This window comes from Pseudomonas sp. S2_F07 (assembly GCF_054668325.1).
In genome coordinates, this window is the sequence record NZ_CP162758.1 from 4129900 (window position 1) to 4146286 (window position 16387).

Annotated in this window: 14 protein-coding genes and 1 pseudogene; 5 read left to right on the forward strand and 10 right to left on the reverse strand. The window is 58.0% G+C overall.

The annotated features are described in order from the left end of the window. Positions 1–581 precede the first annotated feature (581 nt). Positions 582–707 (reverse strand): annotated as a pseudogene (locus AB4O40_RS18735) (hypothetical protein); the annotation flags it as partial. A gap of 3 nt (positions 708–710) precedes the next feature. Further along, the gene (locus AB4O40_RS18740) at positions 711–1103 is read right to left on the reverse strand and encodes a hypothetical protein (RefSeq protein ID WP_056726914.1); all 393 of its coding nucleotides are present in this window, start codon (positions 1101–1103) and stop codon (positions 711–713) included. A gap of 203 nt (positions 1104–1306) precedes the next feature. Between AB4O40_RS18740 and AB4O40_RS18745 the strand changes: the two genes are divergently transcribed. Then, positions 1307–1471, forward strand: a complete 165-nt coding sequence (locus AB4O40_RS18745; protein ID WP_411741808.1) for a hypothetical protein — start codon at positions 1307–1309, stop codon at positions 1469–1471. Positions 1472–1655: 184 nt separating this feature from the next. Next, positions 1656–3275 (forward strand): hypothetical protein, encoded by a 1620-nt coding sequence (locus AB4O40_RS18750; RefSeq protein ID WP_409079088.1) that lies wholly within the window; start codon positions 1656–1658, stop codon positions 3273–3275. A gap of 1136 nt (positions 3276–4411) precedes the next feature. On the opposite strand, the gene AB4O40_RS18755 is transcribed toward AB4O40_RS18750, so the two are convergent. The 5 genes from AB4O40_RS18755 to AB4O40_RS18775 all read right to left on the reverse strand — a co-directional run bounded on the left by AB4O40_RS18755 (position 4412) and on the right by AB4O40_RS18775 (position 7752). After that, positions 4412–4765 carry a DUF1493 family protein gene (locus tag AB4O40_RS18755; protein ID WP_223541936.1) on the reverse strand — a complete coding sequence of 118 codons (354 nt, stop codon included), beginning with the start codon at positions 4763–4765 and terminating at the stop codon, positions 4412–4414. Further along, positions 4762–6039, reverse strand: coding sequence for a type II toxin-antitoxin system HipA family toxin (locus tag AB4O40_RS18760; RefSeq protein ID WP_409079089.1), 1278 nt, complete (start codon positions 6037–6039; stop codon positions 4762–4764). The genes AB4O40_RS18755 and AB4O40_RS18760 overlap by 4 nt, the downstream gene beginning before the upstream one ends. Further along, positions 6036–6527 carry a helix-turn-helix domain-containing protein gene (locus AB4O40_RS18765; protein WP_056726909.1) on the reverse strand — a complete coding sequence of 164 codons (492 nt, stop codon included), beginning with the start codon at positions 6525–6527 and terminating at the stop codon, positions 6036–6038. The genes AB4O40_RS18760 and AB4O40_RS18765 overlap by 4 nt, the downstream gene beginning before the upstream one ends. Positions 6528–6730: 203 nt before the next feature. After that, positions 6731–7027 (reverse strand): hypothetical protein, encoded by a 297-nt coding sequence (locus tag AB4O40_RS18770; protein ID WP_056726908.1) that lies wholly within the window; start codon positions 7025–7027, stop codon positions 6731–6733. Between the two features lie 434 nt (positions 7028–7461). After that, positions 7462–7752, reverse strand: a complete 291-nt coding sequence (locus AB4O40_RS18775) for a hypothetical protein (protein WP_056726907.1) — start codon at positions 7750–7752, stop codon at positions 7462–7464. A 449-nt stretch (positions 7753–8201) separates the two neighbouring features. Between AB4O40_RS18775 and AB4O40_RS18780 the strand changes: the two genes are divergently transcribed. The 3 genes from AB4O40_RS18780 (at position 8202) to AB4O40_RS18790 (ending at position 12206) form a co-directional block, all read left to right on the forward strand. Then, positions 8202–10136 (forward strand): RecQ family ATP-dependent DNA helicase, encoded by a 1935-nt coding sequence (locus AB4O40_RS18780; RefSeq protein ID WP_056726906.1) that lies wholly within the window; start codon positions 8202–8204, stop codon positions 10134–10136. 246 nt (positions 10137–10382) lie between these two features. Further along, positions 10383–11609, forward strand: coding sequence for a 3-hydroxyacyl-CoA dehydrogenase (locus AB4O40_RS18785; RefSeq protein WP_409079090.1), 1227 nt, complete (start codon positions 10383–10385; stop codon positions 11607–11609). A 174-nt stretch (positions 11610–11783) separates the two neighbouring features. Continuing rightward, the gene (locus AB4O40_RS18790) at positions 11784–12206 is read left to right on the forward strand and encodes an acyl-CoA thioesterase (RefSeq protein WP_007972849.1); all 423 of its coding nucleotides are present in this window, start codon (positions 11784–11786) and stop codon (positions 12204–12206) included. A gap of 66 nt (positions 12207–12272) precedes the next feature. Here the strand turns inward: AB4O40_RS18790 and AB4O40_RS18795 are convergent, their stop codons facing one another. The 3 genes from AB4O40_RS18795 to fdhD form a co-directional block, all read right to left on the reverse strand. Then, entirely contained in the window at positions 12273–12761 is a 489-nt protein-coding gene (locus AB4O40_RS18795; RefSeq protein WP_056726904.1) for a glycine zipper domain-containing protein, read from the reverse strand. 354 nt (positions 12762–13115) lie between these two features. Then, entirely contained in the window at positions 13116–15464 is a 2349-nt protein-coding gene (locus AB4O40_RS18800) for an FdhF/YdeP family oxidoreductase (protein ID WP_460154578.1), read from the reverse strand. Beyond that, positions 15461–16300 (reverse strand): formate dehydrogenase accessory sulfurtransferase FdhD, encoded by an 840-nt coding sequence (gene fdhD / locus AB4O40_RS18805; protein WP_409079092.1) that lies wholly within the window; start codon positions 16298–16300, stop codon positions 15461–15463. Before fdhD ends, AB4O40_RS18800 begins: the two co-directional genes overlap by 4 nt. Between the last annotated feature and the right edge of the window lie 87 nt (positions 16301–16387).

A 16387-nucleotide genomic window follows, 5' to 3' on the forward strand; every position in this document is an offset into this window, starting at 1 on the left:
TTTAGCATGGCATGTAGGCGAGGCCCAGTCTTATGCATGACCACGTTGTGCTCCTCGGCAGAGTTTGCAGGTTCCGGCGAGTTGACCGTGTGTACGGATAGATGCTGACAGCTTCAGGGGCTCACACCGAATTCTCCAGCCGCACTGGGTTGCGACTATCACGGCAAGCACTTTGGCGCTCCGTATCTTGACGCTCAGTGCATTGATGGTTTTCTCTGGGACGAAGACAGCTGCGATGAACCGGGTGGCGCTTTGCATAACGGCGGCGATATTCCATGCCCGAAATGCAATGCAGCCGAATACGCCGCCGAATATGGGGATACAAAAGATGAGTGACGAACAGACCTACCCCCGCGTCATCCGCGTCGAAGCCAACACCAACCTCAAGCAGATCGGCGTCCAGCCCGGCTGGTTCGTCCGCGCCGGTTCCTGCTCGATCTGGTTCGAGGTGCAGCACGTGTATGACAAAGCAATACTGGTCGCCACCCGCGATCCGCGCCGCGTCTCAGACGTGGTGAGTGTGGGGAACTCTTCAGCGCAATTAACGAGGTGTCGAGCGTGGCCCCGCCTCACAGCCACTGGATCAAGCTCGACCGTAAGTTGCCCCACTCGCGACGCTCCAGGGTCATTAGCTCGGCCGGCTTGCTATGCCCCACCAACCATTCGCCGACCACCCAGGTGAAGTCACTGCCGTACAGATCGCGGTTGAGCTACTGCTCAACGCCGCCCAGTTCTTCATTGAGGCCGTCCAGTTGCCCGAGCTGGTTGTACGTCGCTTGGCCTTGGCTGTCCTTAACAAGTGGGCTCCAAAGCATGAAGTGTCGGCTGTACTCCGACAGGTACTTGTTTGCGTACTCAATGTCTCTTGAGAATTTATCGGTGAGTTTCTGTACGTTGTTGGGCCGTTTGTCCTTGACGTACTGGAGTCCTGTAGTCAGGTGAATGGCAACCTCACAAATGTAGACCTGCTTCTCTTTGAGATTGATGCCCACAACGTCGATCTCGCCGTGAGCCTCAACGGGGTAGAGATTGGTTTGAATGAAGTCGCATTTGCGGATGTACCGCAGATACGATGACACCAGTTGCTCTCCGACATTCAGCACCACGATCTCCCTAGCGGCTAACGATTAAGCCAAAGGGCGGCAGCACGGCGGGCGCTTCGGCAGCTTGCCGGTCGTGCCCGGCGCCGGCACTGCACATGCCATTGCTCGATAGCGTATCCAGGGTATCGGCCAGCCTTTGCCCCCTTGCCCTGGCAAGCATGGATGCGTCCAATGAACTGCCAGTGGAGATCTACAACTACTCGATGAACCTGGATATTGCCAAGGTCATCGCCACAGCCCCCCTTCCCTACGCCTGTGAGGTCGTGCCTACACGCAGACCTATGAGGACTCCAAGGGTCAGTAGCATATCCTTGAATACCTTGTACGGGGTGATGGCTGCAGCGGCGGCTGATGCGCCATTGAAGTAAGTCCGTGGCGGCTGTTCGAGGAATTAGCCGCCACGCCTACCGACGGGTGCTCCTTGAGCGCCTCCAGGAAAGTCTTCCACGGAGGCGACTCGAGCGGGCCTTGGTATAGTCCCATTGGACGAAGAATGATGCTTGCGCGCGCTCGACAATGGCGGCTTCTCAATTAATCCGGAATTTGCCAATCATGCCAACAAATATCCATGAGCGCAGGTCCAGGAAAAAGATCTATATTCTTCTGTCAGCTTCGATGCTGGTGCTGGCCTGTATTGGTATAAAGTTCCTGGTTGCGGATAAGCTGCCCCTCTCGCTGACCGCCTTTCGGGAGATCCTCGGGGGGGCTGGCGATATTGGCCACCTGGCCAACGGATCGGCAAACCGCGAATTTCAAGTGGCAGACGGAATCAGGGTGCCAACGCTGGTTGGAAGCCACCCGCTGATTCCGCACCCCCTGTCGAGACTGCCTATGCCAGACCATCCATTTCTTATGGATGAAACCGCGAGCGGCGGGGTTCATGGGGATACGTATAATTCCAGTACCACGCCATATGCGGGGCCTCTCGGGATCGCGCCAATAGCGACATATGTGCCGACACGCCCCGGCAACGAGATTTCGATGTGCACGCCCATGCTCATGACGCCTGGTGAAAAACTGGCGTCCTTGTGCGTCGGCTTGGGCAATCCGAGCCAGCTGGTGCTTTTTGATCCCAAGAACAATTTCAAGGTCGCGGCGCAGGTCGCCACGACCAGCAAGAAAATGAATTTCCTGGAGCCGGGAATGGGATGGTACACCGGCCTCGACGCTCTGGGTCGGGCCATCGTGGCGAACCCGGAACAAAAAGTTCAGATATATTCTATTGTTGGAAGCAATGACCAATACAAATGGTCTCTTGAAAAAGAGTATGACCTAAGCAGCGCCTTGCCTGATGGCCAACCAATTTCAGATGTTCATCCTGACTGGAAAAATAATCTCTGGTTTAGCACGATGTATGGCTATGTCGGCTACATCAACCAAATGACCGGCAAGATAGAACGTATGAAACTTCCGGGGGGTGAGGTTTCAGGTACGGCACTGGCGTTGAACGCGGATGCGACGTTCGTACTCACTACCATGGCACTTTATCGCTTTGAAATAGATGATGATGGAAAGATTATCACTCGCTGGCGATATGAATATGGACAGTCCAACTCAAGTGGTGATTTGACCGCTCCGACGCTGTTCGATGAAGGTAAGTTGATCTCATTCGGTTTGAACGATGACTCGCATCGCTTTGCGAGGGTGCTGGTACTTAAAACCGATAGCGCAGCAATGGCAAGCAGCTCCAGGGTCGTATGTGAGCATCCCGTGTTTAAAGAAGATAGAGGATATCTTGATAATACATTTGTGGGTTACGGAAAGTCACTTGTAATTCAAAATAATTATGGGTCGAAGTTCTTTGAACCGGCAGCATCCGAACCCGGGCTTGCCAGAGTCGATGTCAGGCCTGGATACAGTGGATGCAACACGATCTGGGAGAATTACGCGGTTTCGTCAAAGGTTCCACCCAAACTTTCGACTGCCGATGGTTATGTTTATCAATACACTATGAAATCGGGCGATGGAGACAAGCTGGGCGCATTTTATCTCAGTGCCCTCGATTTCCAGACTGGCAAACTAGCTTCAGAAATATTTATTGGAAGTGGAAAGAGGCTGGACAGCCCGATGCTGTCAATCAATTTCCTGCCTGGCGGTGTGATGGTTGCCGGCGTGCGGAACGGGTTGGTCACGTTGAGAGATCGCCCCGAGGCAACGGCCGGTGCCAGATAGGTTCAAATTGTGCCCAGACCTGTCGGTGACCATGGTGCGCGAGTTCGGTGTGAAGGCTTCCTGCTGGTTCTGAACACAACGGATGGCCCCGGCCCGGACGGCCCGGGGCATCGAAATCCTCAGGGTCACTTAGCCTCCAAGACGAAGGACTTTGGAACGTACCGTCCGCATTTCAACGGGCTCAATGCGGACAAGTGAGGAGCAAGCAGTTGAAATCTATCGGACGAATGATCAGTCTGTGCGGGATGGCTTTGGCTATCGGCGTGCCTGCGAGTATGACGGCTTGACGACGTAGGCTTCGGCGCTGGGCGTGATTGCAGCCACCAATGAAGCGGTCGAACACGCCGAGGTGGTGATGCTGGTGTCGATCTTCGGTGCCATCAGGCTGCAAAAGGGTCGTGACAATAGGGGACAGACCACGGTTATCTATTTCGATTTTTGTCTGACTAATCGTGGACTGTCCATGGTTATCCCCGCTGCGCGAACTACAGAGTGGCCAGGGCGGTAACGCCCACTACAGGCCGAATATACGAATGCAACCGCACTGACGACAGGGTTGGAGGAGCTTTACTCACTACTTGTGAGGAGTGTCCATATACGCATTGTTTGTTAGGTGCTATTTGAACCTAACCAGATTTATGTAGGATATGCCCTTCATGCCCATTTGGGACTCTGTGTGGGCTGACTCAATGTAAGCGTTTCTAACTCCGCACTGGCATAATTTGTTGATATGGTTTTTGATTGCACCTTCAGTGCTGTGGTCGAAACTAAATGCACTGCTGCCCTCTACAATGCATATTTCTTTGGTCATGCCATTTTCTATGGCCTGATTCTTTGTTTGATATACCGTGACCTCGCAGCTTGGCTCTACGCGGACAGCGTCGACCCCGATCGACAAGCCATTCTCGCATCGCCGACTTCCTTCGAGGAGCTTGTCGCCCTTGCGAAGGGAGAGATTTGCCAGATCCGCTTGGTAGCGATACATCGCTAACTCAGATGGGCCAGACCCTTGACCAGGTTGGCTTCTGAGCTATCCGCCCCTGAACTATGTACCGTTACGGTATAAGTCTTGAGAGGGCGGTTTTTTTGTGCGCAAAATTCGGTTTTTCGCGGGCAAGTCAGAATGCGTCGGGCCGTCATAGACCTTCGAGCTCATCCGTGTCCCAGCGTTGGGCCTTGATGGCCCGGTAGAGCATGTCGAGGGTCAATGGCACCTTCTCGCCGCGACCCTTGGCCTTTCGCTTTAGATTCACGTCAAAGCCGTCGGGCTGGAAATAGCGATAACTGTCGAAATCCACGAAATCGATGGCGAAGTGGTCTTCCAGGGTTTCGATCAAATGCCGGGCGTCTGCACCGTTGCAGCCCAGGTCGAAATTGATCGAGGTGCCGAGGTTGATGGTTTTGCGTTCGGGGAAGCCGAGTTCTTCATGCAGCAATTGCATGAGTTGCTGCATCAAGTCGTCGTCGGGGAGGTTGGGGGCGAGGTTCATGACGTAGGCTCCGCTAATCGAAATGCAGGCGCCATATTATCCTGCTCACGTTTCGATAGCCCCAATGCCCCCGCTAGTGTTGGCCATTGGCTGACAACTTCTTTGAAGCTGTCGATGATGTTTTCTGCATCCGCACGACTGACCCGAAAATACTCTGCCACTTCCCGGGCCAGCTCCAGATCCAGTGCGTTATCGGTATCGGTGATGTTGAGCTTCAAGCCGTCGGCATAGGCCACCGGGTTCATGTCATAGGCGGCAGACAATCGCCATCCACGACCCGGATCAAGGATAAAGCCATGGTTACGCAGGTGGTCGTCGCTGTTGGAGACCAGGATGTTGAACACAATCCGAGACCACAATTCCCGTAAGTCTGCTTTGGTTTCCGAGCCGTGCTCCATGAGCACTTCAGCCAACTCAAGGTAGCTCGCGCCGACTGAGGCATCGTCACCGTCAATGCGATCAGTCATGGTCATGCCTGAGGCAAAGTGCAGTCGGCCACCCCGTTCAGTGCGGTCGAAGCGCTTGACCATGAAGCAATGATGATCACTGGCATAGCGTCGGGCGATACCGGTCGCGACTCGCAGACCACAATGATTGGCCAAGGCATTCACCACCAGTTCCCAAGCGCCAATGTCATAGTCATCGCGGGTGCTGGGGAACTTGGCAATCCACAAGTGCCCCTGCTCGTCTGCAACGCTGGCCTTGGGGCGGGCGCCACCCAGTGAGCCTCCTGGTGCGATCAGCATTCTCAGCCACTCGCGGCCATCGAGTGAGGTGTTGTCCGGATCGTTTTCCAGAGCTCGGCTTGCTTGTTCCAAAGCCCGCAGCTCAATGAACGGTGGGGCGGCCACGCCATCACGATCATCGAGAAAGTTGCCTTGGTCATTGAGCTTGTAGCGGATTGCACCGACCCGATAGAGATCATGCACGCCTAACAGGAAATCCGACTCTTGGAGCTTGCTGCCTTTGGCAGCCAGGCCGTCGCGGATATCGCGCTCCAGTCGTCGCTTCATCAGTAATTGACCCCACCGATCCGGGCTTGAATCAGCGAACACGCCAAATCGGTTTTGATGTTGCCCCGGGAACTGACGACCTTCATAGAGCCCGATTCGAGGGTCCAGGGGTGTGAAGTTCAACTCGGGATCTGCCAGCGCAGCCTTGTCGTACTCAAATTCGAAGACTTCTGTGGAGCGGGCCTTTCGGGCATGCAGGAAGCCGAGACGTCTGGGTCCATTCAAGGATTCCCAATCGGCATACACCGCAATCTGAGTCATTTATCACCCGTCGTGGACTTGGTTTTTTTCTGGGTCAACAGATTGGAAAGCGAGTGGGTGTTGAAGGGGTAGTCAGCGGATAGGTCTGCTGTGCTGGCGCTTTCAATCACTCCAGTGCCTTTTTCAGGTATTGGAGCATTTGTTTTCACTGCACTCGTTCTGCGTGTTCGCTGGCTTGAGCCTGCGGTGGAGGTGGTGCTGGATTTCAGTTGTGCGTCCTGCAGTTGACGGCCCACTTCATCGGCTGCCGCGAGTTTGCTCAAGTCTTTTTCCAGACCCAGAACTTGCATGACAGACAGGTAGGCTCCGATGGTCACCCCTGAGCCACCTGATTCCAGGGAGCGCAAAGTTGTCAGTGACATGCCCGCCCTCTCAGCGACTTGTTTAGCTGTGAGTTTGCGGCGTAGGCGAGCGAGTTTCAGTCGCTCGCCGAACTCGGAAAGTAGTCTGGAAGCGGCGGGCAAGAGTGGAGCTGTCTTCTTGGCCATGTGCCAATATTCCTTCATTAGGGCGCTATAACTGCCAGAATAATAGCACTTAAGGAAAAGGTGAGCTGCGATTGGGACATTGAAAAAGACACCATTCTCGTGACGCTGATTTCCTTAAGGAAGGGATGATAACTGCCATTATTCCAGCTGTTTTTTATTTAAATAGCCAGAATAATGCCACTTAGGTGCTCTGATGAATGGCGTCAGGCTGGGGCTTTCCAGTTCAGCATGCGTTGTTGGGCGACCTTGAGCAGGTCGCAGCCGTCCTGGGTCAGCAGGTAGAGCGCGTGGGTGATGTGCGGGATGTCTTCGAGACCGCCGTGTTTGAAGCATTGGCAGTGCAGGGTTTGCAGCAGTTCGCTGGAGGCCCGGATGCGCTGGAGGGCGGCTTCGAGGATGTCTTGGGGGTTGGCCTCTGTGTCGATGATCAGGGGCGGGGTGTCGGTGAGGTTGGTGTGGAGTGGGCGGTAGCGATTTGGAAACGGGTTCAGAGTTGACATGGCATGTACTCGGTTTGTTGTTAATTAACCGCCAGCACCGTGACCAAACGATGGGAGGCGGACTGTGCGCAGGCTTGGTCAACCGAGAACAACAACTCGGCTCGCCCGAAGGCGTCCCGCACACAGTCGCCATGACAATGCACTGCGAGGACATAGATGTCCGCGGCGCGAATGATGGCACAACTATGTGCGTTGTTCTCAGGTGACCAAACCTGATCGCTGATTTGGCAGCGACAGTCCGGACTATATGTTCGAGCCACTGGCTGGCGATAGCCGACAAGTTGTCTTGTTTTGTAGGACCTTGCCGAAGCTTCCATAGGTCGTTGCTGACGGAGTTATCCACAGCGAAATATCCAGAACTTGCATGTCCGCAGAAGGACCGCGTTATCGTTCTTCGCGAGCAGGCTCGCTCCCACAGGCGGTTGTGGTGTTTTTCAGCCGGTGAGTTTCGGCAAGCGCTGGCGGGCGATGTCGAGCAGGTCATTGCCGTCCTGGGTCAGCAGGTACAGCGCGCTGACGATCTTGGGGATGTCGCTGGCATTGGCCTGTTTGAAGCACATGCAATAGAGGGTTTCGAGCAGGTCGCTGGCGGCGTGGATGCGTTGTCGGGCGGCGTCGAGGATCTCGAAGGGGTCGGCCTCGGTATCGATGACCAGCACCGGGGTTTCGCTGTAGCGGGTCTTGAGTGGGTGGTAGCGGGTTGTCAGTGAGTCGGGGTTTTTCATTGAATGGGTCCTGTGCGAAATCGGCAAGTGTTCCCGGCAGGCCGAGACACTGTTTTCAGCCGCGCTGGAAACTATAGGAGGGTATGGCGTTACGGGACAAGACGGCTGAGATCGACAGGCTTTGTAAGGGTTTTGTCATATTTTGAGGAAGCGGACTACACGTTGGGGCTGGGTTTTCAACGTGGAATGGCGAGAGGTAAAAATGCTTACAGCGTTTTCAGCCGCTTCGCAGTAAATCTCGGTAGAGGGGGCCTCGGACAATGTCGGGTATTTCGAGTTTTGCGGTGGGTGTGCTGGCCTCTTCGCGAGCCTGCTCGCGAAAGCGATCTCAAGCCCTTCCAGCCATCCGCTGTATGATCCGGTATCGTTTTTGCCCCCGACCTTTTCTCGACTCGCTGCGATCGCCGGCCAGGCTTTTGACTCCGCAGCAGTCAACGGAGTGACAGCTTATGCACAACACCCTGGAACAGGTTTTCGGTTATCCACAATTTCGACCCGGTCAGGAGGCGGCCGTCAGTGCCGTGCTGGCGGGGCGCTCGGCGGCGGCGATTTTCCCCACCGGTTCCGGCAAGTCCCTTTGCTACCAATTGCCGGCGCTGTTGCTGCCGCACCTGACGCTGGTGGTCTCACCGCTGCTGGCGTTGATGCAGGATCAACTGGCGTTCCTGCAACGCCACGGCATCTCGGCGGGCAGTATCGATTCGGCGCAGAGTCGCGATGACGCCAGCGATGTCATGACCCGGGCAAAATCCGGCGAACTGAAGATTTTGATGATCTCCGTGGAGCGCCTGAAGAACGAGCGCTTCCGGCATTTTTTGCAGCAAGTACCGATTTCGCTGCTGGTGGTGGACGAGGCGCACTGCATTTCCGAATGGGGACATAACTTTCGCCCGGACTACCTCAAGCTTCCCGACTATCAACGCCAGTTCAACATCCCTCAGGTGTTGTTGTTGACCGCAACGGCGACGCCCAAGGTCATCGCCGACATGCAGGCGAAATTCGCCATCGCCGCCAACGATGTGGTGACCACCGGTTTCTATCGTCCGAACCTCAATTTGCTGGTGGAACCGGTTCGCGGAGCGGACAAGCGCAGGCGTCTGGTCGAATGGATGAGCCAGCGTCCGGACCAGCCGAGCATCGTCTATGTCACCTTGCAGAAAACCGCCGAGCACATCGCCGAACATCTGAACCGCAACGGCATTCAGGCCGAGGCTTATCACGCCGGGTTGCCCCATGAGCAACGGGAAGCGATCCAGCGTCGATTCATGGGCGGGCAGTCCAATTGCATCGTCGCCACCATCGCTTTCGGCATGGGCATCGACAAGAGTGACATCCGCAACGTGGTGCATTTCGACCTGCCCAAATCCATCGAAAACTACAGCCAGGAAATCGGCCGCGCCGGGCGTGACGGGCAGCCGTCGGACTGCCTGGTGTTGGCCAACCGCGACAGCCTCAACGTGCTGGAGAACTTCGTCTACGGCGACACGCCCGAGCTCGATGGCATCCGTTGCGTGCTTGACGAGATGCATGCCGCCGCAACCGAAGGGCAGTGGGAGTTTCTGCTGGGGCCGTTGGCCGATCAGAGCAATATTCGCCAGTTGCCGCTCAAGACCTTGCTGGTGCAGCTCGAGTTGCGCGGGTTGATCGCCCCGCGCTACGCGTACTACGCCGAGTACCGTTTCAAGTATGTTCAGGAGCCCGAGGCGCTATTGGCACGCTTCGAGGGCGAGCGCAGGGATTTTGTCGCGGCGATCATCCAGACCTCCAGCCGCGCACGGACCTGGGCCACGGTGAATTTCGAGGCGTTGTACGAGCAGCATCAGGCCGAGCGCAGTCGGGTGGTCAAGGCACTGGATTACTTCCAGGAGAAGGGCTGGGTGGAGCTCGAAAGCAAGCAGATGACCGAGGTCTACAGCGTGCTGCAAAGCGGGTTCGACAGCGCCGCGTTGAGCGAGGAACTGCACGGCTATTTCACTCGGCATGAGCGCACCGAGGTCGCGCGGATTCACGCGATGCTGGACCTGTTCGCCACCGACCGTTGCCTGGGTTATCGCCTGGCCGAGTATTTCGGCGACCACAATGCGCCGCAGCAATGCGGGCATTGTTCGGTGTGTCATGGGCAAGTGGCGCGGCTACCGGCACCACCGGAGTTGCCGGCCCTTGTGGATAAGAATTTCGAGGCACTGTGTGGCGGTTTTATCCACAGGCACGAGCAGCACACGGGCAACGTGCCCTCGGCTGAACGCGTGACACGGTTTCTGTGCGGGATCAGTGTGCCGTTGTTCACCAGGCTCAAGGCGCGGTCGATTTCGGGGTTTGCGGCGCTGGAGGATTATCCGTATGCCGGGGTGCGGGAGTGGGCCGAGCAACATCTGGCAGGCTGAACCGTGGTCCTTGTGGGAGCGGGCTTGCTCCGGGCGGCGATCCGACGAAAGCGGTGGGTCAGTCACCATCACTGCCACTAGATGGATCGCCTTCGCGAGCAAGCCCGCTCCCACAGGGGTTTTCGGTGTGCTCAAAGGGCTACATCCATCCGCTGAATGTTGCTCATCACAGGAATAAATTTCAAAAAAACCTGGTGGCTGACTATGGTGGTGGCTGTCTTCGGATCGCCAACAAGAGAACAAAACATGAGCCAGACACCGTCGAATATTCAGCGCGCCGCCGTCATCGGCGCGGGCACCATGGGCCGTGGCATTGTCATGTGCCTGGCCAACGCCGGAGTGGCCGTGCAGTGGGTCGACAACAATCCGCAAATGCTGGAGCAAGCGCTGGCCACCGTGGCCGACACCTACGCCCACAACGTGCGCCAGGGCCGCATTGACCAAGGCGAAGCCGATGCCCGTGTGGCGCGGGTTACGGCGGCGGATGGTTATGTGGCCATCCGCGAGGTCGACCTGGTCATCGAAGCGGTGTACGAAAACCTTGAGCTCAAGCAGAAAATCTTCCGCGAGCTCGATGGCCTGCTCAAGCCTGAGGCGATTCTGGCGAGCAATACTTCGGCGCTGGACATCGATGCCATCGCTGCGGCCACACGTCGGCCGCAACAAGTACTGGGCCTGCACTTCTTCAGCCCGGCGCACATCATGAAACTGCTGGAAGTCGTCCGTGGCGCGCAGACTGCACCGGCGGTACTCGACGCGGCGCTGGCGCTCGGCCAGCGCATGGGCAAGGTCAGTGTGGTGTCGGGCAATTGCGACGGTTTCATCGGCAACCGCATGCTCAATACCTATGTGCTCGAAGCGCGAAAAATGCTGCTGGAAGGCGCTTATCCCTACCAGGTTGACGCTGCGCTGCAGGGCTTCGGTTTCGCCATGGGGCCGTTCCGCATGTTCGATGTGGTGGGCGTCGACCTGCAATGGCGCTCGCGCCAGCTATCCGGCATCGGGCAGGATGCGCCGGAGGTCCAGGTGGATAATCGTTTGTGTGAGCAGGGACGTTTTGGCCAGAAGAGTGGCAACGGTTTTTACCACTATGAACCCGGCAGTCGTCAGGCCGAACACGATCCGCAGGTGGATGCACTGGTGCTTCAAGTCAGTGAGGAGCTGGGGTTCCAGCGCCGCGAGATCGGCCCGGAAGAAATTCTCGAGCGCTGTTTGCTGGCACTGGTCAACGAAGGCGCGAAGATCCTCCAGGAAGGCATCGCCGGGTCGGCCCGCGATATCGATCTGGTGTACCTCAACGGTTACGGTTTCCCGGCGGACAAGGGCGGGCCGATGGCCTGGGCCGATCAGCAAGGGCTGGCGGACATTCACCGGCGCTTGATGGACCTTGAGACGCGTCAGGGCGATCACTGGCAACCGGCGCGGGTGATTGGCGAGTTGGCGGCAGCCGGCAAAGGCTTCGCTGACAAGTGATTGTTGTGGCGCCTGTGAGGGCGCCTTCGCGAGCAAGCCCGCTCCCACACTGTTACTTCATTGCCTGCAAAATTTGTGTCCGGCGATGATCCATTGTGGGAGCGGGCTTGCTCGCGAAGAACGATAACGCGGTTTTCGCCTTAGACTGGCGAACCCACTCAGGAATCAACACCAATGCCCCAACGCACCGACTATCCGCACTTCCAGCCCATCACCACCCGCTGGCACGACAACGACGCCTACGGTCACGTCAACAACGTGACCTACTACAGCTTCTTCGATACGGCAGTGAACACTTACCTGATCGAAGTCGGCGGCCTGGATATCCATGATGGTGAGGTGGTGGGGTTCGTGGTGAGTTCTTCCTGTGATTACTTTGCTTCCATTGCCTTCCCGGACCGCATCGAGATCGGTCTGCGGGTGGGCAAGCTGGGCAACAGTTCGGTGCAGTACGAACTGGCCGTGTTCAAGCAAGGAGAAGACGAGGCCTGCGCGGCGGGGCGCTTTGTGCATGTGTTTGTCGATCGTGCATCGAATCAACCCGTGGCGATTCCTGCCGGGTTGCGCGGGGCACTGGAACGTCTGGTGGTTCAGTAAGGCAAAAAAAATCGCAGCCCTTGGGCTGCGATTTTTGTTGTACTCACCAGCGAGGCGCTCGAGGCCTTAGTCGCGGTAGTACTTGTGGTGGTGCTTGCGATGGCCATAAGCATGGCCACGGCCCGGATGGCCGTCACGGTAGTAACGACGATCGTCATGGCCGCGATACGAACGATGACCGCCGTCTTCATCATCGTAATCTTTGCCCATGTAGTTACCCAGCGCGCCACCAGCACCGCCGCCCGCTGCGGCGCCGATCAGGCTGCCAGTGGTGCCGCCCACGCTGCGGCCGACCACGTTACCGCCCGCTGCACCCAACGCACCGCCAAGGGCTGCTTCGCCACGGCTGTGCTTGTTTGCGCCGACGGCGCTACCACCCGCGCCACCCAGGGCCGCGCCGATAGTGGAACCTGTGCTGCCGCCTAACGACTGACCGACGACCGAGCCTAAAACCCCGCCCAATGCGCCGCCTACACCGGCTTCGGTGGTGCCGCCAGCAGACGCGATACCGCTGACCAGGCCAAGGGACAACAAGAGAATCGAGGAGAACTTCATGGAGGAACCTCAAGGGGATGACGGCGCGATCCTGAGGCTCTGGAATGGGCGTGACAATCGAAATCCGACGAATAACACGACTTGTATACAATATTGCAAGTTACTGTTTTTTGGGCGGAACTTAACGTTTTTTTGCAGGTCTTTTACTACTTCGCAAAGGCCGTTTTCATGAGGAAACGGCCTTTTTTGTGGGCGAAAGGAAAGTGCAGGGTCCGGAGTTTTTGGTGATTGGTCTGGCCCCATCGCGAGCAAGCTCGCTCCCACAGGGATTTCAGTCGAACGCAGATTATGTGAACAACAGAAAAAGACTGTGGGAGCGAGCTTGCTCGCGATGGGGCCAGTTCAGACAACACATTAAGCAGACCTGGCCATGATCAACCCGGTCTCACTCGCCGCTTCCAACCGGATCGCCACGAATTTCGATGTCGGCGTATCACTGCCATCGCCGATGCTTTCCAGCGGCACCAACGGGTTCACCTCCGGATAGTAGGCCGCCGCTTGCCCGGCCGGGATATCAAACGCCAGCAGGGTGAAGCCTTTTACCCGACGTTCCACGCCATCGTCCCAGAGCGAAACGATGTCGGCCTTTTGCCCCGGCTTGAAGCCCAGGCGAATGATGTCGGCTTCGTTGACGAACAACACATCGCGCTGACCTTTCACGCCGCGATAACGGTCGTTGAGGCCATAAATGGTGGTGTTGTACTGATCATGGGAACGCATCGATTGCATGATCAGGTCCGGCAGTACTCCGGTGGCGCGGGTGCGTTCGTGCACCAGGTCTTTGGGCAGCGCGTTCGAGCGGAAATTGGCCCGGCCCGAAGCGGTGCTCCACTTGCGTGCGCCGGCACTGTTGCCCAGGTAGAAGCCGCCCGGGTTCTTGATTTTCTCGTTGAAGTCCTTGAAGCCGGGAATGGTCTCGGCGATCAGGTCGCGGATGCGGCTGTAGTCGGCCACCAGCCAGTTCCAGTCCACCGGGTGGCTGCCCAGGGTCGCGGCAGCGATGCCGGCCAGGATCGCCGGTTCCGAGCGCATCTGGTTCGACAGCGGCTGCAGTTGGCCATTGGAGGCGTGGACCATGCTGAACGAGTCTTCGACGGTGATCGCTTGCGGGCCTTGGGTCTGGATATCGATGTCGGTGCGGCCCAGGCACGGCAGGATCAGCGCGTCCTTGCCGTGGGTCAAATGGCTGCGGTTGAGCTTGGTGCTGATCTGCACGGTCAGGTCGCAGTTTCGCAGGGCCTGGAACGTGCGCGGGCTGTCTGGCGTGGCCTGGGCGAAGTTGCCGCCCAGACCGATGAAGACTTTCGCCCGCCCTTCAGCCATCGCATGAATCGCCTCGACCACGTTGTGGCCGTTGTCGCGTGGCACCTTGAACTGGAAGCGTCGCTCCAGGACATCGAGGAACGCGGCAGGAGGGCGTTCGTTGATGCCCATGGTCCGGTCGCCCTGCACGTTGCTGTGACCACGCACCGGGCACAGGCCGGCACCCGGCCGGCCAATGTTGCCGCGCAGCAGCATCAGGTTGGCGATTTCCTGGATGGTCGCCACCGAATGGCGGTGTTGGGTGATGCCCATGGCCCAGCACATGATGACGTTCTTGCCCTTGGCGTACATGCGCGCCGCTTGCTCGATTTCCACCAGGCTCAGGCCGGACTGCTCGACGATCTGCTCCCAGGGGGTGTCGTCGATGACGGCCAGGTATTCCAGCACGTTGACGCTGTGCCCGTTGAGGAAGTCGTGGTCGAACACCGCCGGCTCACCGGTTTTCTGCGCGTCACGCTCCCACAGCAGGAGGAATTTCGCCATGCCGCGCATGATCGCCATGTCGCCACCCAGGGCCGGGCGGAAGAATGCGGTGTTGGTCGGCTTGTCGCCATTGGTGAGCATTTCGATCGCGTGCTGGGGGTGCTGAAAACGCTCCAGGCCACGCTCCTTGAGCGGGTTGATGCACACCACTTGGGCGCCGCGCTTCACCGCTTCGCGCAGCGGTTCGAGCATCCGTGGGTGGTTGGTGCCGGGGTTCTGGCCCCAGACGAAAATCGCATCGGCGTGTTCGAAGTCGTCGAAGGTCACGGTGCCTTTGCCGACCCCGACGCTTTGTGACAACGCGACACCGCTGGCCTCGTGGCACATGTTCGAGCAGTCAGGGAAGTTGTTGGTACCGTAGGCGCGCACGAACAGCTGATAGAGGTACGCCGCTTCGTTACTTGCCCGGCCCGAGGTGTAGAACTCGGCCTGATCCGGGCTCGACAGGCCGTTCAGGTGTTTGGCGATCAGGGCGAATGCGTCGTCCCAGCTGATCGGCTTGTAGCGATCGGTCTCGGCGTCATAGCTCATCGGCTCGGTCAGGCGGCCCTGATACTCGAGCCAATAGTCGCTTTGCTCCAGCAGCGACGTGACGCTGTGCTTGGCGAAGAACTTGGCATCGACACGGCGTTTGGTCGCTTCCCAGTTCACCGCCTTGGCGCCGTTCTCGCAGAACATCACCATGCCCTTTTCCGGAGAATCGCCCCAGGCGCAACCCGGGCAGTCGAAGCCACCGTTCTGGTTGGTCTTGAGCATGATGCGCAGGTTCTTCAGCGCGTTGTCGCTGGTCAACCAGGCCTGGGCCACGCTGATCAGTGCCCCCCAGCCACCGGCCGGGCCTTTGTAGGGCTTGAAGCGAGGGACGGGTTTCTGGTCGGCCTGACGGTGTTGACTCACGCTTGATTCTCCAACGTTGGGCTGTAGACCCGCGGTGCATTCTTCTGAGGCAGATGGATGAGATTGAGGTTGTGGCGACGGGCCCATTGCACGGCAAGGCCCGTGGGCGACGACAGGCTGACCAGGGTCTGGATGCCAGCGCGCAAGACTTTCTGGATCAATTCGAGGCTGCAGCGGCTGGTGACAATCGCCAGGCCGCCAGCGGTCGGGATTTTTTGCCGGATCAATCCGCCGATCAGTTTGTCGAGGGCGTTGTGCCGGCCGATGTCTTCGCGGCCCAGCAGCAACTCGCCCTTGTCATTCATGAACACTGCGGCATGCACCGCACCGCAATGTTGGCCCAAGGGCTGGAAGGCACCGATGCGCTCGCGCAGGCCATCAAGCCATTCGACAGGCGGCAATGGGGCGCCGGGCAATACCCGAAGGTCAGGCAACGCCTGCTCGACTGCTTCCACGCCGCACAACCCGCAACCGCTGGTGCCGGCCAGTTGCCGACGCTGCTGCTTGAGGTTCCAGAACGCGCGGTTGGCGATGGTCACTTGCGCGTATTGCGCCGATCCCGAGCCGCTGAGTTGCAGGTCATAGATGTCCGTGGCGTCCTGGATGATGCCGCTGCCCAGGCTGAAGCCGACGATGAAATCTTCCAGGTCCGTGGGCGTCACCAGCATGACCGCCTGGCTGATGCCGTTGAAGGCAATCGCCAGCGCGACTTCCTCGGCCAGTGCGGTGCTGGCCGATTCGGAGTATTCGAGATTGCTATAGCAGTACGTCTGGCTTGCGGAGGGCGCGGGCGCTTCGAGGGCAGGCGCCGCGCATGCAGGGCGCTTGGTGTTCATGGCATCACCGACGGTTTGATCAGCTTTAAGACTAGGCGCGGCAAGTTGTCACGTCTAATCGCTAATACTGATCTACCGATAGATGCC